The organism is Brevundimonas sp., from assembly GCF_016463485.1.
In the GTDB taxonomy this organism is placed as follows: domain Bacteria; phylum Pseudomonadota; class Alphaproteobacteria; order Caulobacterales; family Caulobacteraceae; genus Brevundimonas.
In genome coordinates, this window is record NZ_JAEMRD010000031.1 from 1 (window position 1) to 21,009 (window position 21,009).

A 21,009-nucleotide genomic window follows, 5' to 3' on the forward strand; every position below is an offset into this window, starting at 1 on the left:
TTGGTCGCACAGCCTTCCGCAGAGCCAAACCCGTACGCATCCGCGGGAACAGCTTCGCCGTAGCTCCGTTCAAGCGTCCGTCAGGACCGCTCTCCTCATTCATCGATCCACGGGATACGCCACCGCCATGAACCGCTCGACCAAGACGCTCCTGTCCGCCGCCGCCGCCGCGGCCTTCTTCGCCACCGCTGGCGCCGCATCGGCCCAGAGCGGGATGTGGGGCTATACGCCCGACACCTGGACCGGCCCCTATGTCGGCGCTTTCGGCGGCTTCACCCAGCAGAACGGCGAAGGCAACGAGCGTATCCGCTTCGACCGTAACCTGGACGGCAACTTTGGCGATCCCGTCCTGCTGGCCGGCGCCGCACGCGCCGACGCCTTCAGCCCCGGCTTCTGTGACGGCAACGCCGCGAACGCCGTCGCCGCCAGCGGCTGCGACGAGGATGCGGGCGGGACCCAGGGCGGCATCCGCGCCGGTTACGACTACCAGCTCGGCAGCTTCGTCGTCGGCGGCGTGGTCGACTACAGCTTCGTGAACCAGGAAGATTCGGTCACGGGCTTCAGCACCACCCCGGCCTACTACACCTTCACCCGGACGCTTCAGCAACTGGCGGCCGTCCGCGCCCGTCTCGGCTACGCCTACGGCCCCGCACTCGCCTATGTGACGGGCGGCTACGCGACCGGCGAGCTGGACAACAGCTACATCACCTCGAACGGTGCCAACTCCTTCCGCGCCAGCACCGACGACGACAAGGCTGACGGCTATCAACTGGGTGGCGGCGTCGAATACGCCCTGGCTCCGAACCTGAGCCTGACCGGCGAATACCTCTACACCTCGCTCGACGCGGGCGACTATGTGATCCGGACCGGTGCCGGCACGGCCCCGGCGACCAATCCCTTCATCCTGGCCCCCTTCACCACGGGCACCGACCAGATCCGGTCGAACTCGCGCTTCGGGATGCACGGCTTCAACCTCGGCATGAGCTACCGCTTCTAGGACCAAACGTGTCGAGCCTGCCGCACAGGCGGGGTCGAAAAACATCGCCGGACTCGCGAAAGCGGGTCCGGTTTTGTTTGTCTGGCCATATTCTCGGCTCTGACGCGGCATAATCCGCCCGGCCTTGCACAGCCCTTGCGAGGCTCTACGGTGTCGTCATCCAAAGGCGGCCACAAGAGCCGCGCTTTCCAAGAGACACTGCCCATGTCCGGCGACCTCCGCACCGTCCCTCAGGCGTTTTCGCTGGAGGCGCTGGCGACAGCCTTCCAAGGCAGCGGTGGACCGGACGGGGAGGCGGCGCGGTCCTTCCTGGCCCAGGCCCACGAGGACTATGCGGCCGACGAGACGCCGGAGCTGGGCGTGACGGCCTTCGCCGCCCTGCTCGGCGCGGTCTGGACCGCCGTCGAGACGCGCAAGGCCGGTCAGGACCCCTCGATCGAAGTCCGCCCCCTGGCCTCGTCGGACGGCGCAACAGCCTATGACGTCGTGGTGATTCTCCAGGACGACCGACCCTTCCTGGTCGACAGCGTGATGGGCGAGATGGCCGACGCGGGCGTGTCGGTGCGGGCGCTGTATCACCCGGTGGTCGCCTCGGCCTGCGGGCGTATCTCGACGATCGTGGTGGTGATTGACCCGCTGCCTGCCGAACGGCGCGAGGTGCTGTCCTCCGAGCTTTCGACGGCCATGACCGACGTGCGGTGGGCGGTGGAAGACCACACCGCCATGTCCGACCTGATGGAGCGATCGATCGCCCATCTTCAGGCCTGTCCGGGATCGGTGTCGCCCGAGGTCGCGGCCGAGAACATCGCCTTCCTGAACTGGATGCGGGACGACCATTTCGTCTTCCTCGGCGCCCGTGACTACGCCTATCCCCGCACGTCGGACGGCGGTTATGCGGCCGAAGAACCCCTGGGTCAGGTGGCGGAGGGGGTCGGCGTGCTGCGTGATCGCCAGCGAACCGTGCTGCGCCGTACCTCCGAGCCCGCAGTCCTGACCGCCCAGATCAAGCGCCAGATGGATCTTTCCGAACCGGTGACAGTGGCCAAGGCCAATCTGCGCAGCCGGGTCCATCGCCGCGCCTATATGGATTACGTTGGGGTCAAGCGGTACGGCGACGACGGCCGCCCTGCCGGAGAGACCCGCTTCGTCGGCCTGTTCACGGCCGAGGCCTATGACCGTGCCGCCTCCGAGGTGCCGCTGGTCCGGCGCAAGGTGGCCAACGCCCTTGAACGGGCAGGCAAGGCCCCGGGCAGCCACAACGAAAAGCGGCTGAAGAACATCCTGGAGAATTACCCCCGGGATGAGCTGTTCCAGATCACCGAGGACGAGCTGCTGTCGATCTCGCTCGGCATCCTGCACCTCTATGACCGGCCCCGGATCAAGACCTTTACGCGCAAGGACCCGTTCGACCGGTTCGTCTCCGTCCTGGCCTTCATCCCGCGCGAGCGGTACGACGCCTCGGTGCGCGAGCGGATCGGCGTGATCCTGGCCCGCGCCTGGGGTGGGCGCATCTCGGCCTGGTATCCGCAGCTTTCGGACACGCCGCTGGTGCGGGTCCACTACATCCTGGGCGTCACGCCCGGGGACCATCCGACGCCTGATCCGGTCGCACTCGAGGCCGCGATCACCGAGGCCGGACGCAGCTGGATCGACCGGTTCGAGACCGCCGCCCGCGAGGCCGACATCGCCGACGCCGAGATTGGTGCCCTGTCGACCAAATGGGCCGAGGCCTTCGGGGCCGGATATCGCGACCGCTATGACGCCGCTGAAGCCGTCGCGGACCTGCAAGAGATCGACCGGCTGAACGCCGGGGCCGGGCACGGCGAACCTGTCGCCGTGCGCGCATTCCGCGTCGCAGGCGACAGCGAACTCCAGTTCCGGTTCAAGCTCTATCATCGCGGTGCGGCCGTGCCGCTGTCCGACGTCCTGCCGATCCTGGCCGACATGGGGCTGAAAACGCTCGAGGAGTTCGGTCACGCGATCAGGCCGGTCGGCGACCCCGAGATTCACGTCCACGAGTTCCTGCTGGAAGATCCACGCGGCGGGGCCCTGGTCTTCGCCGATGTGAAGGCGCCGTTCGAAACCGCCTTCACCGCCGTCTGGAACAGGACCACCGAAAGCGACGGCTTCAACCGTCTGGTGCTGGAACTCGGCGTCGACTGGCGCGAGGCGGCCCTGATGCGGACCCTGGCCCGCTATCGCCAGCAGACCGGCCTCGACCCGTCCCAGGCGGTGCAGGAAGAAGCCCTGCGCGACTATCCCGACGTGGCGCGCGCCCTGATCAGCCTGTTCGCCTGCAAATTCGATCCCGCCCACGGTGGGGCGGCCGCGACCCGCGAGGCAGACACGGCCGAACTCGTGACCAAGATCACGGCCCTCCTCCAGGACGTGAAGTCTCTGGACCACGACCGGGTGCTGCGCCGCCTGATGCTGCTGATCGGGGCGATCAAGCGGACCAATTTCTACCAGGTCGGAGCGGACGGAGCGCCGAAGCCGCATATCTCGATCAAGATCGCCTCGCGCGAGCTCGACGACCTGCCCCTGCCCAAACCCTATCGCGAGATCTTCGTCTGGGCCCCGCACATCGAGGGTGTTCACCTGAGATTCGGGCCCGTGGCGCGCGGTGGCCTGCGCTGGTCCGACCGCCGCGACGACTTCCGGACCGAGGTGCTGGGTCTGGTCAAGGCGCAGCAGGTCAAGAACGCGGTTATCGTGCCCGTCGGCTCCAAGGGCGGCTTCTTCCCGAAATATCTGGCCGGACTGGTCCGGGCCGGGGCCGACCGCGACGCGCAACAGGCCGAGGCCATCCGCGCCTACAAGACCTTCCTGTCGGGTCTGCTGGACATCACCGACAATATCGCCGCCGACGGGTCGGTGATCCATCCGGCCAACGTCATCGCCTGGGAAGGCGATGATCCCTATCTGGTCGTGGCGGCCGACAAGGGGACGGCGACCTTCTCCGACATCGCCAACGGGGTATCGGCCGACTACGGCTTCTGGCTGGGCGACGCCTTCGCCTCGGGCGGGTCGATCGGTTACGACCACAAGGCCATGGGGATCACAGCCCGCGGGGCGTGGGAGGCGGTCAAGCGGCACTTCCGCGAACTGGGCCACGACATCCAGACCCAGCCCTTCACGGCGGTCGGCGTCGGCGACATGTCCGGCGACGTGTTCGGCAACGGCCTGTTGCTATCCAGGGCCACGAAACTGGTCGCCGCCTTCGACCACCGCGACATCTTCATCGACCCGACGCCGGATCCGGCGATCTCCTGGGCCGAGCGCAAGCGGATGTTCGACCTGCCGCGCTCGTCCTGGCAGGACTATGACAAGGCCCTGATCTCCGAAGGCGGCGGCGTCTTCTCGCGCCAGGCCAAGTCGATCGCCCTGACGCCCCAGATCAAGACCCTGCTGGACATCACCGAAGACAGCGTCGATCCGGTCACCCTGATGCGCGCCATCCTCAAGGCGAACGCGGACCTGCTCTATCTCGGCGGCATCGGCACCTATGTGAAGGCTCCGACCGAGACCGACGCCCAGGTCGGCGACAAGGGCACCGATGCCCTGCGCATCGACGCCACGGAACTGAGGGTCAAGGTCGTGGGCGAGGGTGCCAACCTCGGCTTTACGCAAGCGGGCCGCATCGCCTTTGCCGCGAATGGCGGCCGGATGAACACCGACGCCATCGACAACTCGGCCGGTGTCGACACCTCCGACCACGAGGTCAATATCAAGATCCTGGTCGGGTCGGCGGTGACGAACGGCGTGCTGCCGGTCGGTGAACGCAACGGCCTGCTGGCCTCCATGACCGACGAGGTCGGGCTCAAGGTTCTGGCCCACAACTACGACCAGACCCTGGCCCTGACCCTGCAACAGGCGGAAGGGTCGGGCGGCCTCGACGCCCAGCAGCGGTTCATGCAGTCGCTGGTCGCGCGCGGAAAGCTGGACCGCAAGGTCGAGGGCCTGCCCGGCGACATCCAGATCGGCGAGATGCGAGCGACCGGCAAGGCCCTGACCCGGCCCGAACTGGCCGTGCTGATGGCCTATGCCAAGCTGGAACTGGCCGACGAGATCGTGGCGTCCGACGCGCCGGAGGATCCGTTCTTCGAGGAAACCCTGGTCCGCTACTTCCCCGAGCCGCTCGCCCGGTTCGAGGACCAGATGAAGGGCCACCGGCTGCGGCGCGAGATCGTGGCGACGGTGCTGTGCAACGAGATCGTCAACATGACGGGGCCGACCTTCCCCGACCGGCTGCGGTCTGCGGCGGAATGCGACACCACCGCCTTCGTGGTCGCCTTCGAGGCGGCGCGGCGGGTGTTCCGGCTGGACGAGGCCTGGGACGCGGTGAATGCTCTGGACCTCAAGGTCCCGGCCGAGACCCAGACGGCGCTGTACCGCGAGATCGCGGTCGTGCTGCGTCGCCAGACCTTCTGGCTGGCGCGGCGGGCCACCCGCGAAGGGGCGACCGTCCAGGGGCTGATCGACACCTATCGCCCCGCGGCCGATGCGTTGCGGGCTGACGGCGGCGCAGTGCTGTCGCGCTTCGAGCAGGACCGCCTGGCCAAACGCACGGACGGCTTTGTCGCCGGCGGCGCGCCTGAAGATCTGTCGCGCACCGTGGCCCTGATGCGGTCGCTGGTCTCGACCCTCGACATCGGCGATCTGGCCGGCGAATCCGCCTGGTCCGAGGCCGGGATGGCGCGGCTGTATCACCAGGTCGGGGCGGCGTTCGAGTTCGACCGGCTGCGGGCGGCGGCGGGGTCGATCCCGTCCAACGACCATTTCGACCGACTCGCCGTGCGTCGCCTGATCGAGGATCTGATGAGCGAACAGGTCACCCTGACCCGCGCCGTGGCCAAGGCGTCAGAGCCCTCGGTCGGTGCCGAGGAAGCCTCGGCCGAGGCCGCCGTCGACGCCTGGATCGGCTCGCGCCAGAAGATGGTGGATGCCCTGCGCGCCTCGGTCGACGAGATCGACGCCTCGGGTGCCGGCTGGACCTTCGCCAAGCTGACCATCGCCAATGGCGCGATCCGGAGTATTGTCGGCGCGGTGTGACCGTCGAGGGCGGATGCGTGGTCGTGATTAGTGATTAGTGGTTGGTGGCTGGAGCGGCTCGCGCTGGTTCAGCAACAATCACTCGCCACTAACCACCAATCACTCTTCGCGTGCGATTGTCGGAGCGGTCGGAGAGCCCATGCCACGCAAGTTCCTGGTCGTCGTCGACGACAGTCCCGAGTTCGAGGCGGCGCTGCGCTACGCATCGCGGCGCGCCCGTTCCACCGGGGGGCGCGTGGTTCTGCTGCGCGTTATCCCTGACACCTCGGACGAACACTGGTCGGGAGTCCGCGAGGAAATCCAGCGCGAGCAGCGGGCCGAGGCTGAAAGCCTGCTCAATACCCTGGGGGCCGAGGCCCAGGAACGGTCGGGGGCCCAGCCGGTCTTCGTCATCGAGGAAGGCGACCCCCAGGCCGCGATCCGCAAGGTCGTCGGGGCCGATCCCGAGATCAAGATCCTGGTGCTGGCCTCGGCCGGCGGCGGCAAGGCCTCGGGGCCGCTCGTTTCGGCCATGCTGAAACAGGGCGCGGCATTTACCGGGCGCAAGCTGCCGGTGACCATCGTGCCCGGCGAGCTGACCGACAGTGAGATCGAGGATCTGGCCTGACCCCGGGCTCCCGACGCTTGGCCCCCGCTCCGGTCGCTGCTAACCCTCGCGCAAATCAAGAAGGAACCTCCACCATGGCCACCGAATCCGCCTGGACCATGCCCAAGGGCGAACTGATGAAGGGCAAGAAGGGCCTGATCATGGGGGTGGCCAACGCCAACTCGATCGCCTGGGGCATCGCCAGCCAACTGGCCGCCCAGGGGGCCGAGCTGGCCTTCACCTATCTGGGCGAGGGTCTGGAGCGCCGGGTCCGCCCGCTGGCCGAGAGCGTGGGCGCCAGGCTGCTGATCCCCGCCGACGTCACCGACGACGCCTCCATGGACGCCGCGTTCGAGGCGCTTGAGAAGGAACTCGGCACGATCGACTTCGTGGTCCATTCGGTCGCCTTCGCCAACAAGGATGAGCTCAAGGGATCGTTCATCGACAATACGACCCGCGACAGCTTCCTGCTGGCCATGAACATCAGCTGTTTCAGCTTCGTCGACGTTGCCCGGCGCGCGGCGAAGATCATGCCGAACGGCGGGTCGATGATCACCATGACCTATCTGGGGTCGGAGCGGGCCATCCCGAACTACAACACCATGGGCGTGGCCAAGGCCGCGCTGGAGGCCGCGACCCGCTACATCGCCCGCGACCTGGGCCCGCGCGGCATCCGCGTCAACGCCATCTCGGCCGGTGCCATGCGCACGCTCAGCCTGGCCGGCATTTCGGGCGGTCGCGGCATGATCGCCCAAGGCCGCGCCCTGTCAGCCATGAAGGAGGACACCTCGATGGAGGGGGTCGCCGGTGCCGCCCTGTGGCTGTGCTCGGATCTCGGCTTCTCCACCACCGGCGAAGTCATCCATGTCGACGCCGGCTTCCACATGATGGGCCTGGCGGGCGAGGAAGAGGGCTGATCGCTCACTCGAGGGGGAAAGTCGAAGGCCTGACGACGGGGCGATTACGTCGCCGTTACGTCGATGGGCCGCTTTCGAATGGCGGCATTATGCCCTTTCGTCGTCTTCTGACGACGAAAGGAACCGCCGTCATGCCTGAACTCTCACAAACATCTTCGCCCGCCGAGCCACTCCGATGGAGCATCTGGCAGATGGCGCTCGCCGTCCTGGGTTCGGCCTTTGGGGTCGTGCCGAGCTCTGGCTCGCGCTCGCCCGAGGCTGGACGGAGGGTCGCGAAATGATGTCCGGTCTCGCGTCTCCGCGCCCCGTTCCGATCCTGGCACCCCCGCGTCGCTATGACGTCGTCGCCCGTGGAGGCGGCTGGAGCATCGTCCTGGGCGGTGCCTGCACTCGCCCATTTCGCAGTCGCCGCGCCGCAGAGCGCATCGCCCGCACTCTCCAGCGGCAAGCCGACGCCCTGCACGGGGTGAAGCGGCCTCGCAAGGTCCACTGAGGTGGCAAACGCCCATTCTGAAACGCCGGCGGCGGTCATCGAAATCCTGCCCGACGGCCGCTGCTGGCGGCTCAGGTCCAGCGACGCCCTGTTCAGCGGTCTGTTCCTGGACCGACGGTCTGCCGTCCGCCATGCCGAGGCGGAAGCCGAATGTCATCCGGGCCATGTTGTCGTGGTTCGGTCCATGCGCCCGGCGTGAAGCGCCGTCCGAAGATCCGCTCGCGGGAGGGCTGACGTGGGCGGTTTTCCAGACAATGGAGAGAGGTCTGATGGATAACCCCCGCACAGGGGAAGTTCCATGCATGTCACAGGGAAGGCTCTCCTTCCCGGTTTGATCGGGTGATCGCCGATTACCCGCCGCCCATGCATCCGACGACGCCCTTGGCGGTTGTCCGTTCGCAAGCTGGGCTCTAGGAACGGGGCGGCCCCACGCCGTCTCGTTCGCGAAAGCCTGCCATGCCCGATCAGACCGACAAACAGACCTTCTCCGATCAGGATGCGCTGGATTTCCACCGCATCCCGACGCCGGGCAAGATCTCCATGGCGCCGACCAAGCCGATGGCGACCCAGCGGGACCTGTCCCTAGCCTATTCGCCCGGCGTGGCGATCCCCGTCCTGGCCATCGCCAGGGATCCGGACCTCGCCTACGAATACACGGCCAAGGGCAATCTGGTCGCGGTGATCTCGAACGGCACGGCGATCCTGGGCCTGGGCAACCTCGGGCATATGGCGTCCAAGCCCGTGATGGAGGGCAAGTCCGTCCTGTTCAAACGGTTCGCAGACGTCGACAGCTTCGACGTCGAGGTCAAGACCACCGACCCGGACGAGTTCATCACGGTCGTCAAGAACATCGGCGACACCTGGGGCGGGATCAATCTGGAGGACATCAAGTCCCCCGAATGTTTCGTGATCGAGAGCGAGCTTCAGGACCTGCTGGACATCCCGGTCTTTCACGACGACCAGCACGGCACGGCCATCATCTCGACCGCCGGCCTGATCAACGCGGCCCACATCGTCGGCAAGAAGCTGGAGGGCCTGAAGGTCGTGCTGGCGGGCGCCGGGGCCGCAGGCCTGTCCTCGATCGGCCTGATGAAGGCCGCCGGCGTCCGGGCAGAGAACACCGTCATCGTCGACCGTGACGGCGTGGTCTACAAGGGCCGGCCCTCGGGCATGGATCAGTGGAAGGCCGCCCACGCCACCGACACCCCTCACCGGACCCTGGCCGAGGCCATGGTCGGTGCCGACGTGGTGCTGGGCCTGTCGGCCAAGGGCGCGATCACCAAGGAGATGGTGGCGTCGATGGCCCCCAATCCGATCATCTTCGCCATGGCCAATCCTGACCCGGAGATCACGCCCGAAGACGTGCTCTCGGTGCGCTCCGACGCCATCATCGCCACGGGCCGCAGCGACTATGTGAACCAGGTCAACAACGTCCTGGCCTTCCCCTATCTGTTCCGGGGCGCGCTCGACGTGCGGGCCCGTCGCGTCAATCACGAGATGAAGGTCGCCTGCGCCCAGGCCATCGCCGCCCTGGCCCGAGAGGATGTGCCCGACGAGGTCGCCGCCGCCTATTCGGGTCGCAAGCTCAAGTTCGGCCCCGACTACATTATCCCGACGCCCTTCGACCCGCGCCTGATCTGGTACATCCCGCCCTTCATCGCCCAGGCCGCGATGGACACCGGCGTGGCCCGCGTCGCCATCCCCGACATGGACGCCTATCGCGCCCAACTGCGCGAACGTGTCGATCCCTCTGCGGCCCTGATGCAGAAGATCTCGTCCTCGGTCCGCGCCGCGCCGAACAAGCGGATCGTCTTCGCCGAGGGTGAGGAACCGACGGTCATCCGCGCCGCCTGGGCCTTCAAACAGTCCGAACTGGGCACGCCGATCCTGGTCGGCCGCGAGGATCTGATCCGTCAGAACGCGCACGAGGCCGGTCTGGATTTCGACGCCCTGGGCATCGAGATCTTTAACGCCCGGCTGAGCCACAAGAACGTCGAGTACACCGACTTCCTGTACGAGCGGCTGCAACGCCGCGGCTATCTGCGCCGCGACGTGCAGCGGATGATCAATCAGGACCGCAACTACTTCGCCGCCGCCATGGTGGCCCTGGGCGATGCCGACGCCGTGGTCTCGGGCACGACGCGGAACTTCAACATGGTGCTGCGGGAAATTCGCCGTGTCATCGACGTCAAGGACCGGCTGATCGGGGTCTCGATCCTGCTGGCCCGGGGGCGGACCCTGTTCGTCGCCGACACCTCGATCAACGAATTGCCCGACGCGCAGGAACTGGCCGAAATCGCCGTCCAGGCTGCCGCCACCGTGCGCAAACTGGGCCGCACCCCCCGCGTCGCCTTCCTCAGCCACTCGACTTTCGGCGACCCTCCGGGCGAGCGCGGCGAGAAGGTGCGCGAGGCGATCCGCATCCTGGACGCCATGAAGGTCGATTTCGAATACGAGGGCGACATGCCGCCCGAACTGGCCCTGAACCCCGAGGCGCGCGCCAACTATCCGTTCATGCGCCTGTCGGCCGACGCCAACGTCCTGGTCATGCCGGCCATCCAGTCGGCTTCGATCTCGACCCGTCTGGTCCAGGAACTGGGCGGCGCAACCGTGATCGGCCCTCTGCTGGTCGGGCTCGAGAAGTCGGTCCAGATCGTCAGCCTGGGTGCCTCGGTGTCCGAAATCATCACCGCCGCCACCTTCGCCGCCTACGAACGGGCCGCCGACGCGGGCTAATTCTCCTCCCCGTCGGCCGCTTGGCCGATGGGGAGGTGGCTCGGCCCTTCTTCAGGGCCGTGACGGAGGGGGCGACAAGGCCTCAACGCCCGGCTTGTGCCTGCGCAAAAGCAGCCAGCACAGGACGACGGCAGGAATGCCGACGCAGGCCGTGCCGGCGAAGAACAGCCCATAGGCCTGCATCAGCGGTCGCCCCTGCTCCAGGGTCTCGACTGCCACGCCCGAGAAGCCCTTCAGGAACTTTCCGAGCAGGGCGTAGAAGGAACTGAGCAGGGCATACTGGGTCGCCGTGTAGCCAAGGCTGGTCAGGCTGGCCATATAGGCGACCAGGGCCGCGCCCGCGAAGCCTTCGGAAAAGTTCTCGACGAACAGGACCCCGCCGAACACCGGGGTCGACAGGCCGACGACGGCCATCACGGTATAGCCGAGGTTCGACAGCGGCCCGATCAGGGCACCCAGCAGCAAGGTCTTGCCGAACCCGAATCGCACCGCGAACAGGCCGCCGGCCGCAATACCCAGCAGGGCCGCGATCAGGCCGACGCTCAGCCGCATGGCGCCGATCGTCGGCTTGTCCAGGCCGAGGTCGGTGTAGAACGGCCCTACCATCGGCCCCATGACGAAGTCCGGAAGCCGGTACAGGCTGATCGCCGCCAGCATCAGAAGCGCGGCCGACCGGTGGGTCTTCAGGAAGGCCAGGAAGGGCCCGACGATGGCGTCGAACAGGCCACGCGGGCTCAGCAGCGAGACCTGGCCCGTCACCTCGGCCAGGGTGCGGCGATCGACAGGTTCCTTGGCAAACAGGGTGGCGACGATGGCGATGCTCATGGCCGCGCCCCAGACCGCATAGGCCCCGTTCCAGCCCAGCCAGGCCGCGAAGAACAGGATCAGGGCGTTGCCCGCCAGGATCGCGAACCGATAGCCGAGTTGAAAGGCCGAGGTCAGCAGGGCCTGATCCTCGTCGCCGTCCGCGCTCTCGATCCGCCAGGCGTCGACGACGATGTCCTGGGTCGCCGAGGCGAAGGCGGTGACGAGGGCGGCGATGCCCAGGGCGGTCAGGCCGCCCTCTGGCCCCACCACGGCCATGGCGATCAGCGACAGGCCGACGACGATCTGGGACAGCAGCATCCAGCCGCGCCGACGCCCGAACCGCCCCAGGAAAGGGACGTCGAACCGGTCGATCACCGGCGCCCAGAGGAATTTCATCGAATAGGCCAGCCCGACCCAGGAGATGAAGCCGATGGCCGCCAGTTCCGCCCCGCCCTCGCGCAGCCACAGGCTCAGCGTTGCGCCCGTCAGCAGAAAGGGCAGGCCCGAGCCGAACCCGATCAACAGGGCGATCAGCACCCGACCCCGACCCAGCGCCCGCAGCACGTCGCCCGCGCCGGCGGTCTTCCTGGGCGCATCCGCCACAGGTGTGTTCGAGCCGTTCGGCGGGGCTTGGTCGGTCATGGGCGTGTGTCTCCGGCGGACGCGCCCTTTCCCCCGAAAGAGCCCGCGTCGTCAGGCGACCTTGGCGCGCTCCGACCGGTTCGTCCAGCGGGCCAGGGCGGTCCGCAGCGGCTCTATCTCGAGCGGCTTGGTCAGGTGATCGTCCATCCCGGCCTCGAGGCAGGCCTTTCGGTCCTCGGCGAAGGCGTTGGCGGTGAGGGCGACGATCGGGGTGCGATCCCCGCGCGCGCGGATCGCCCGCGTCGCCGACGGCCCGTCCATGCCGGGCATCCGCATGTCCATGAAGACCAGGTCGAAACGGGCCCGCGTCATGGCATCGACCGCCTCGTCGCCGCTGGCCGCCGTCTCGACGACGCAGCCTTCGCGCCGCAGCAGGGTTCGCGCCAACAGGGCCCCGACCGGGTTGTCCTCGACCAGCAAGACCCGGGTCCCGGCGAAGCGGACCGGGGTTATCCGGTCGTCGTCTGGCGCCGGCCCCGCCGATGTCCTGGCCGTCGGCATATGCGCTCCCGATGCGGCCAGCACCCGCTCGGCCAGGGACGCCCGGCGCAGGGGCTTGATCAGATAGCCGTGGAAGCCTGCCGACCGGTACCGCGCGATCAGGTCCCGTTCCGAAGGCCTGAGCATGACCACGGCCTGACCCGCCGCAGGCCGGGAGGCCAGACCACCGGCCGGGGCGTCCGCATGATCGATCAGGGCAACCGGCGCCGTCTCGGCGACCCATCCCCCGCTGGCCACGATCTGGTCCTGCGCCGCTGCGCGCACGAACGGATCGGACGACCAGACAGCCGTGGTCAGACCCGCCAGGCCCTGCGTCCGCGCCTCGGTCTCGCAGGCGTGGAAGCTGGCTTCAAACCGGAAACGGGAACCGCCGGCCCCGTCCCTGCCGGGACGATCCTCGACCGTGACCGACCCTCCCATGGCCTGGGCCAGACGGGCCACGACGGCGAGGCCCAGACCCGCGCCGCCGAACCGGGTCGCGTCGGAAGCGTCGACATGGCCGAACTCCTCGAAGATCCGCTGCCTGGCCTCGACCGGCACCCCGGGGCCCGTGTCGTCGACGATGAAGGCCAGCGTCGGCCGGGAGTCATCTCCGCCGGCTCGCTCGACGGCGATGCGGACGCCGCCGGTCGCGGTGAATTTGACCGCATTTCCCGCCAGATTGAACAGCACCTGTCGCAGCCGACCCTCGTCGGCCATGATGTCGGGCGCATCGGCCGCGACCGACCAGACGATCTCCAGCCCCTTGTCGTGGGCGCGTGGGCTCAAAAGCTCGCAGACGCCGCGCACCAAAGCCTCGAGGTCCACCGGTCCTGAGTCGAACTCCAGCTTGCCGGCCTCGAGCCGGGCATAGTCGAGCAGGTCGTTGACCAGCCCCAGCAGATGCTCCGCCGAGGCCTGCGCCGCCTCGGCATAGGATCGTTGCGCCCCGTCCAGCCGGGTCCGGCTGAGCAGGCCCAGCATCCCGATGACACCGTTCAGCGGCGTGCGCATCTCATGGCTCATCAGGCGCAGGAACTGATCGGCACTGCCTGCGCCTGCCGGTTCCATCCCGGGGGTCGTCGTCTTTCGCCGCGCCATGCCGCCTCCGTGAAGCGGCAGGATGCACGGCGAGGGTTAAGGTCTCTTTCCCGTCACCAGGCCGGGACGTCATTGCGTCCATGCGACGCCGTCTGGCGATCGAACTGGGCCTCGGCACCGACGGTCGTGCGGCGATAGATCAGGGCCTCGGCGATGTGGCGGCGCAGGACGCCGTCCGCGCCCTCCAGATCGGCGATGGTGCGGGCCAGCCGCAGGGTCCGGGTCCAGCCGCGCGCAGTCAGGCCGCCAGCTTCACCCGCCCGCATCAGCAGGGCAAGGCCCGCCTCGTCCGGGGTGGCGAACCGCTCCAGCAAATCCCCGGAACAGCGGGCATTGATGCCTTGATCCCGCGCCTGCGCCGGGTCGAGGCCGGCCCGGATCACGCGTTCGGTCTGCATGGCGCGGGCCGTCGCCACGCGTGCGGCTGCCTCGGCCGTGCCTTCTGCGGGGGCGGGCAGGGCCATGTCGGCGGCGGTGACCGGGGGCGTCTCCACCGTAAGGTCGATGCGGTCGAACATCGGGCCGGAGATGCGGTTCTGATAATCGCGCTGGCATTTCGGTGCCTTGCCGCAGGCACCCTTGCCGAACCCGCCGACGCCGCAGCGGCAGGGATTCATCGCCGCGATCAGCTGGAACCGGGCCGGATATTTGACGTGGTGGTTGGCGCGAGCGACGACGATCTCGCCGGTCTCCAGCGGCTGGCGCAGGCTGTCGAGCGCCTGGGCCGAATATTCGGGCAGTTCGTCCAGGAACAGCACGCCGTTGTGGGCCAGGGATGCCTCGCCCGGCTTGGCCCGATGCCCTCCGCCGGTCAGGGCCGCCATCGAGGCCGAATGGTGCGGCGACCGGAACGGCCGCTCGCGGGTCAGGGCACCGCGCTCGATCAATCCCGCGACAGACCAGACCATCGAGGTTTCCAGCAATTCGGTCGGCGTCAGCGGGGGCAACAACCCCGGGAGCCGCGCCGCCATCATCGACTTGCCCGATCCCGGCGGGCCGATGAACAGCAGGTTGTGCCCCCCCGCCGCGGCGACCTCCAGTGCCCGCTTGGCGCCCTCCTGGCCCTTGACGTCGCGCAGGTCGGGCACCCGCGCGCCCATCTTGACCGGCCCTGGCTCGGGCGGCCGCAGCACCTGAACGCCCTTGAAATGGTTGATCATGCCGATCAGGGATCGGGGTGCCAGGATCGAGACGTCACCGGCCCATGCGGCCTCCGGCCCATTGGCCTCGGGACAGATCAGGCCCAGTCCCATGGCATGAGCGGCCACTGCCGCCGGAAGGGTGCCGCCGACCGGGGCGATCCGCCCGTCCAGCCCCAGTTCGCCCAGGGCCGCCCAACCCTCGAGCTGATCGGGCGCGATGACCCCCATCGAGGCCAGCAGGGCGAGCGCGATGGGCAGGTCGAAATGGCTGCCCTCCTTGGGCAGGTCGGCGGGAGCCAGGTTAGCGATGATCCGTTTGGCGGGCAGGGCCAGACCGATGCCCGCGAAGGCCCCGCGCACCCGTTCGCGGCTTTCAGCCACCGCCTTGTCCGGCAGGCCGACGATGGAGAAGATGCCGTGGTCGCCGCCGCCCAGTTGCTGGACCTGCACGTCCACGCGCCGCGCGTCCACGCCTTCGAACGCCACCGTCGCGATACTGGCCAGCATGACCCGCCCTCATGTTTCATATGGAACGAAACATGAACTAAAGCGGATTGCAACCCGCCTTATGCAACCGCGCGTTTTGCCTCGATCACGTCCCACATCAGCGCCGTCGCATCGATGCCGGTGAAGCGCTTCAGCTGCTGGGCACCGGTGGGGGAGGTGACGTTGATCTCGGTCAGATAGTCGCCGATGACATCGATGCCGACGAAGATCAGGCCCCGTTCCTTCAGCGTCGGCCCGATGGCGGCACAGATTTCCAGATCACGCGCCGTCAATTCGACCGGTGCCGCCGTGCCGCCGACGTGAAGGTTCGAGCGCACCGCCCCCTTGGCCGGGATGCGGTTGATGGCGCCGACAGGCTCGCCGTCGATCAGGATGATCCGCTTGTCGCCCTTCGAGACCGCCGGGATGAATTTCTGGATCACCAGCGGATCGCGCGAGGCCCCCTGATGAATCTCGATCAGGGCGTCCAGATTGGGGTCATCGGCCCTCAGCTTGATCACGCCCGAGCCGCCGTTGCCGTGCAGGGGTTTCAGGACCACGTCGCCGTGCTGTTTGTGGAAGGCGGTGAGGGCGATGGGATCGGAGGTGATGAGGGTCGGGGGCTGGAGGCCGGGGAAGGCTGTGACCATCAGCTTTTCGGGCGCCGAACGCACCTCGGCCGGGTCGTTGACCACGAGGGTCCCAGGATGGACCGTCTCGAGCATGTAGGTGGCGGTCACATAGGCCATGTCGAACGGCGGGTCCTGGCGCATCAGGATGACGTCGATGTCGGTCGCCAGATCAAGCTTGACCCAGTCGCCGAAGGTCACGTGATCGCCCGCGACGTGTTTCAGCGTCACCGGCCGGGCGCGGCAGAACAGGCGACCCTCCTCCAGCGCCAGGGTGCGGAAGTCATAGACCCACTGTGCGTGACCGCGATCCTGCGCCGTCATCATCATCAGCCAGGTCGTATCGACCTCGATATCGACCCCTTCGACCGGGTCCATCTGGATCGCGACTCTGAGCATGCTGGATTGCGCCTCGCCTCTGGGAGCTTGGGTAATGGGCGGGCGCTCGGTCCGGCGCAAGGACCGGGGAGCAGGATTGGCGGTGGCGGTCTGAAAAACACACCGCCAAACCGCCAAACCGCCAAGGGCGCTCAAACAACATCAATGACTTGAGCGGCAAGCAGGGGATAGGCCGCCAGAATACGCGAAATCTTGGGCCCCGAGCGACGAGGTCTCACAGCCTGAACTTTTCAAAGACCCAGCCAGGCAGATGGCGCAGCCGAAGTCCGAATACAAGACGCCGAAAGGAAAATATTCCTCGACCTTGAGTGTGTCCTGGCGATGTAGCAGGAAATGGAGCCTTCAGGTGCGTTGCTAGCGACTCAATGGGACCGCAGACTGGACGGCGATTGAACCTAGTTCAGCCGCATCCGAAGCCGGTCCATCGCCGCAGGCTGAACCACCATGTCCTGCCCCCCGACGATGCGCGCCCTCATCAACGCCTCCAGCGCGCCGTTCAGGGCCCCCTGCTTCTCGCGCGCGGCGGCGACGTCGAGCCAGGGGCGGTGGTCCTCGGGGTCGAGCAGGGCTCGCCTGAGGGCCGAGCGTTCGGCAGCGTCGAAGTCCTCGGTGCGGATGGCGCGGGCGAACAGAAGGTTCTGCAGCCGGATCAGGGCCTGGCGATCCGAGACCGGCGCCATCAGCAGGTCCAGCCGATCCGCGACGTGAGGCGTCAGTCCCGCCCGCAGCGCCCTGCGGCTGAGCTCGGACGGCAGGACGATCCTTCCCTGACTGAAGGGATCAAGCGCCACCGGTCCCGCCGGGGTCTCGACCCGCAGCATGAAATGGTTGGGAAAGTCGACGCCCTGGGCCTTGATCCCCGCCCGTTTGGCCGCATCCAGGTAAAAGACCGCCAGTGTCGCCGACAGACCGCGCCGCCGCTCCGCCACGGCGATGATGTCGGTATTGGCCGGGTCGTCGTGATGCAGGAGGTCGCCGTTCAGCCTCAGGTCGCTGGCCATGGTCTCGCTGAGGGCGTCGTCGGGGCTTTCTGTCGCGGCCCGCTCGCCGACCCGGTCGGCGGCGATATCAGCGAGGTCGCGAACCGGCTGGGGATCGCGGAACGGATAGTCGTGGATGGCGCAGGCGATCGCCGCCTCCAGCAGGGGAAAGGCGTCGTCCTCGGCCAGTCCGGCCTCGGTCAGGATGGTTTCGGCCTCGTCTCGCGTCACGAGAAATCGCCCCGGCTCGTCGTTATGGCTGAAACATGGCGCGGAAATCGGCCGGGAGCCAGCGCCACCATGTCGATTCTGAGCTCATGCCCGGTCAGGCTGGGTCGCCCGCGCAACACCGCCCGCCCTGCGGCGAGCAATCTCTGGCCCTGATCCGCCGTGACGGCGGCCAGGGCTTCGTCGAGCGTCGCGCGCCGTTTGACCTCCACGACGGCCAGGACGCGACCGCGACGGGCCAGGATGTCGATCTCTCCGGCGCGGCTCTTCAGTCGGAAGCCCAGGATCTGATAGCCCTTGAGCACCAGCCAGGCGGCGGCGATCCATTCCGAGGCGTGGCCCGCCCGGTGCGCCTGTCCACCCAGTGCCTGTCGCCAGGCCGCCTTGGCGCGAGGTGCCGCTTTCGGCGCACGGACCCGGACGGGTTTCATCCCTTGCCCTGAAGCTCCAGCGCGCGCCGATAGAGAGGCTTTCTCGGCAGGTCGAGCGCGGCCGCCACCTCCGACGCCGCCTCGCCCGTGGGTAGCCGGGCCAGGGCCTCGATCAGGGCTGCATCGGCGTCGGCGGCGGATGCGACCTCGACCTCACCGGGCCCCACCACGACGACGATCTCGCCCTTGGGTCCGTCGCATCGCGGATCGACGGCCAGCTCTGCCAGGGTCCCCCGGATCGCCTCCTCGTACAGCTTTGTCAGTTCGCGGGTCACGGCGGCGGGGCGAGGGCCCAGCACCTCGGCCATGTCGGCGAGACTTGCGGCCAGACGCGGCCCGCTCTCGAAGAAGACGAGCGTCTGTCGCGCCGCCCTGACCTCGGCCAGCATGGTCTTCCTGGCCCCCGACTTGACCGGCAGGAAGCCGGCGAACAGGAACCGGTCACTGGGCTGGCCCGCGATGCACAGGGCCGCCAGGAGGCTGGAGGCGCCCGGTATGGGATGTACCGGAAGGTCGGCGGCGATGAAGGCCCGGGCCACGACGAAGCCTGGATCGCTGATCACCGGCGTGCCCGCATCGGACACCAGCGCCACCACCTGACCCTCGCGCACCCTTTCGATGGCGATCTCGGCGGCGCGGGCCGAGGCGTGGTCATCGCACCGCTCCAGCCTCGCCTTGAGCCCATAGGCGGCCAGCAGCTTGGCCGTCACCCTTGTGTCCTCGGCCAGCACCAGATCGGCGGCGGCCAGCACGTCCAGCGCCCGCAGCGTCATGTCCCGCAGGTTCCCGATGGGCGTCGCCACCAGATACAGGCCCGGCGAGACTCGTCTTGGTGGTGGCGCTGTCGGCGGAAAGGGAGAGGGTTCGGTCATCGGCGAAGACCGTGACAGCGCCCCCTCACGTCAGCAAGGCTTTCAGCACGCTATCGAGGATCGGCCGGCCCTTGTCGGTCGCGGCGACCCTGCCGTTCGCGACCGTGAGGAAGCCGTCCTCCGCGAGGTCTGCCACCCGCTCCACTGCCCCCACCGTCTCGAACGCCGCCAGCGGGGCCCCCTCCACGGTACGCAGGCCCAGCAGGATGCGCTCCTCGGCGGCGGCGAGCCCGTCCATCGCTTCCCGCTCGGCCCAGGGTGCCCCCTCGGCGACGCCCGCGACATAGGCCCCGATCCTCCTGTGCGAGACCGTCCCCGTCCGAACGCCGTCCAGCGTCAGCCGGCCGTGCGCGCCCGGCCCCACCCCGACATAGTCGCCGCCGCGCCAGACGTGGATGTTGTGCGCCGACCGGGCCGCCGTCCCCCGCGCATGGTTGGACACCTCATAGGCCTCGAACCCGGCGGCGGTCAGGACAGCTTGCGTGGTCTCGTACAGTTCGGCGGCGGTGTCCTCGTCCGGCGGGGTCCAGTCGCCGCGGGCGGCGGCGCGGCCGAAGGCGGTCGTGGGCTCGATGGTCAGTTGATAGGGCGAGACATGCTCGAACCCCAGGCTTACCGCCTCGCGCAGTTCGGCGGCCCAGGCCTGCGGTGTCTGGCCGGGCAGGGCGTGGATGAGGTCGACCGACAGCCGGTCGAACGCCCGTCCTGCGACGTCGATCGCCCGCCGGGCCTCCGCCGCCGAGTGGTTGCGCCCCAGGAACCTCAGCGCCGCGTCGTCCAGCGACTGCACCCCCAGCGACAGCCGGTTGATGCCGGCGTCGGCCAGAGCGGTAAAATGAGCGGCCTCCGCGTCCGTCGGATTGGCCTCCAGCGTCACCTCGACCGACCCCTCGACGGGGAACAGGCTCCGCGCCTGCGCGATCACCGCCGCGACGTCGTCGGGCCGCATCAGCGACGGCGTCCCCCCACCCAGAAAGATCGAGGCCAGCCGGCGAGGTCCGACCTGGGCCGCCTGCGCCGTCAGATCGTCGAGGATCGCCGCGACCAGCCCGGCCTGTTCCTCGGCTCGGCCTCGATCGCGCACGACATTGAAGTCGCAGTAGGGGCAGATGCGGGCGCAATAGGGCCAGTGGACATAGACGGCGACGTCAGATCCCGGATCGAACGGGTCAGTCAATCAAGGCGGCCCGAAGTCTGGCGAAAGCCCGCGCCCGGTGGCTGATCGCGTCCTTGGCGCGGGGCTCCATCTCGCCGAACGTCAGGTCGCCACCTTCTGGGATGAAGATGGGGTCATAGCCGAACCCCCGGTCGCCACGCGGTGGGAAGGTCAGTGTGCCGTCGACCCTGCCTTCGACCACCACACAGGGACCATCCGGCCACGCCACGGCCAGGGCCGACGTGAACCAGGCGGTCCTATCCGTCGCACCGACCTCCTCAAGCCGCGCCTCGACCTTTTTCATGGCGATGGAGAAATCCTTGGTCGGCCCGGCCCAGCGCGCCGAGAACACGCCCGGTGCGCCGTCCAGCGCCGCGACCGACATCCCGGAATCGTCAGCGATCGCCACCTCGCCCGACAGGGCCGCGGCATGACGCGCCTTCAGCATCGCATTGCCGGTAAAGGTCGCCTCGGTTTCATCGGGCTCGGGCAGATTCAGCTCACCCGCCGTGACGAACCTGTAATTTTCACCCAGCAAGGCGGCGATCTCCGGCACCTTGCCGGGATTGTGGGTCGCTATGACGAGGGTCATCCCATTGATCAGCCTCAACATTTTTCCAGCATCCTCGACCGTAACAATCCATTGCCAAAGTTTAATATCGTTAAACGATATGTAACGTGACGCGGCGGGTGGCAAGTCCTATCTATGTTCTCACGAACGGGGGCCGCACCGTTCCCGAAGAAGCCCACCGAGGACTTTTTCAACCCTGCGGTAACATCAAGTGGGCAATAAATGACCCACATTCAGGAGAACTACGATGAGCACGATGAACGCCTCGCTTTTCATGGACCGCATTGGTGCAGTCCTCGTCAAC

Annotated in this window: 15 protein-coding genes; 6 read left to right on the plus strand and 9 right to left on the minus strand. The window is 67.9% G+C overall.

Going from position 1 to position 21,009, the window contains the following annotated elements:
- Positions 1-127 precede the first annotated feature (127 nt).
- The 6 genes from JHC99_RS06850 (at position 128) to JHC99_RS06875 (ending at position 10,781) form a co-directional block, all read left to right on the plus strand.
- A complete protein-coding gene (locus JHC99_RS06850) occupies positions 128-997 on the plus strand; it encodes an outer membrane beta-barrel protein (RefSeq protein WP_292152765.1) in 870 nt (289 codons plus the stop codon).
- 204 nt (positions 998-1,201) lie between these two features.
- Positions 1,202-6,049 (plus strand): NAD-glutamate dehydrogenase, encoded by a 4,848-nt coding sequence (locus tag JHC99_RS06855; protein WP_292152767.1) that lies wholly within the window; start codon positions 1,202-1,204, stop codon positions 6,047-6,049.
- A 139-nt stretch (positions 6,050-6,188) separates the two neighbouring features.
- Entirely contained in the window at positions 6,189-6,656 is a 468-nt protein-coding gene (locus JHC99_RS06860; RefSeq protein WP_292152770.1) for a universal stress protein, read from the plus strand.
- 74 nt (positions 6,657-6,730) lie between these two features.
- Complete coding sequence (locus JHC99_RS06865) at positions 6,731-7,552, plus strand: enoyl-ACP reductase (RefSeq protein ID WP_292152772.1); 822 nt, start codon at positions 6,731-6,733, stop codon at positions 7,550-7,552.
- Positions 7,553-7,829: 277 nt separating this feature from the next.
- Positions 7,830-8,045 (plus strand): hypothetical protein, encoded by a 216-nt coding sequence (locus JHC99_RS06870; protein ID WP_292152775.1) that lies wholly within the window; start codon positions 7,830-7,832, stop codon positions 8,043-8,045.
- A gap of 456 nt (positions 8,046-8,501) precedes the next feature.
- On the plus strand, positions 8,502-10,781 hold the full coding sequence (locus JHC99_RS06875) for an NADP-dependent malic enzyme (protein WP_292152778.1): 2,280 nt from the start codon (positions 8,502-8,504) through the stop codon (positions 10,779-10,781).
- A 51-nt stretch (positions 10,782-10,832) separates the two neighbouring features.
- Here JHC99_RS06875 and JHC99_RS06880 read toward each other — a convergent pair whose 3' ends face one another.
- The 9 genes from JHC99_RS06880 to rdgB all read right to left on the minus strand — a co-directional run bounded on the left by JHC99_RS06880 (position 10,833) and on the right by rdgB (position 20,747).
- A complete protein-coding gene (locus tag JHC99_RS06880; RefSeq protein WP_292152781.1) occupies positions 10,833-12,230 on the minus strand; it encodes an MFS transporter in 1,398 nt (465 codons plus the stop codon).
- 51 nt (positions 12,231-12,281) lie between these two features.
- Positions 12,282-13,811, minus strand: a complete 1,530-nt coding sequence (locus JHC99_RS06885) for a response regulator (RefSeq protein WP_292152783.1) — start codon at positions 13,809-13,811, stop codon at positions 12,282-12,284.
- 53 nt (positions 13,812-13,864) lie between these two features.
- Entirely contained in the window at positions 13,865-15,460 is a 1,596-nt protein-coding gene (locus JHC99_RS06890) for a YifB family Mg chelatase-like AAA ATPase (protein WP_292152786.1), read from the minus strand.
- A 59-nt stretch (positions 15,461-15,519) separates the two neighbouring features.
- Positions 15,520-16,467, minus strand: coding sequence for a glutathione synthase (gshB, locus tag JHC99_RS06895; RefSeq protein WP_292152789.1), 948 nt, complete (start codon positions 16,465-16,467; stop codon positions 15,520-15,522).
- A gap of 395 nt (positions 16,468-16,862) precedes the next feature.
- Entirely contained in the window at positions 16,863-17,678 is an 816-nt protein-coding gene (locus tag JHC99_RS06900; RefSeq protein WP_292152791.1) for a transglutaminase family protein, read from the minus strand.
- Positions 17,675-18,106, minus strand: a complete 432-nt coding sequence (locus tag JHC99_RS06905) for a YraN family protein (RefSeq protein WP_292152794.1) — start codon at positions 18,104-18,106, stop codon at positions 17,675-17,677. Before JHC99_RS06905 ends, JHC99_RS06900 begins: the two co-directional genes overlap by 4 nt.
- Positions 18,103-18,978, minus strand: coding sequence for a 16S rRNA (cytidine(1402)-2'-O)-methyltransferase (gene rsmI, locus JHC99_RS06910; RefSeq protein WP_292152796.1), 876 nt, complete (start codon positions 18,976-18,978; stop codon positions 18,103-18,105). The genes JHC99_RS06905 and rsmI overlap by 4 nt, the downstream gene beginning before the upstream one ends.
- Before the next feature lie 25 nt (positions 18,979-19,003).
- Positions 19,004-20,155, minus strand: a complete 1,152-nt coding sequence (gene hemW / locus JHC99_RS06915; RefSeq protein ID WP_292152798.1) for a radical SAM family heme chaperone HemW — start codon at positions 20,153-20,155, stop codon at positions 19,004-19,006.
- Positions 20,148-20,747, minus strand: a complete 600-nt coding sequence (gene rdgB, locus JHC99_RS06920) for an RdgB/HAM1 family non-canonical purine NTP pyrophosphatase (protein WP_292152799.1) — start codon at positions 20,745-20,747, stop codon at positions 20,148-20,150. Before rdgB ends, hemW begins: the two co-directional genes overlap by 8 nt.
- Positions 20,748-21,009 lie beyond the last annotated feature (262 nt).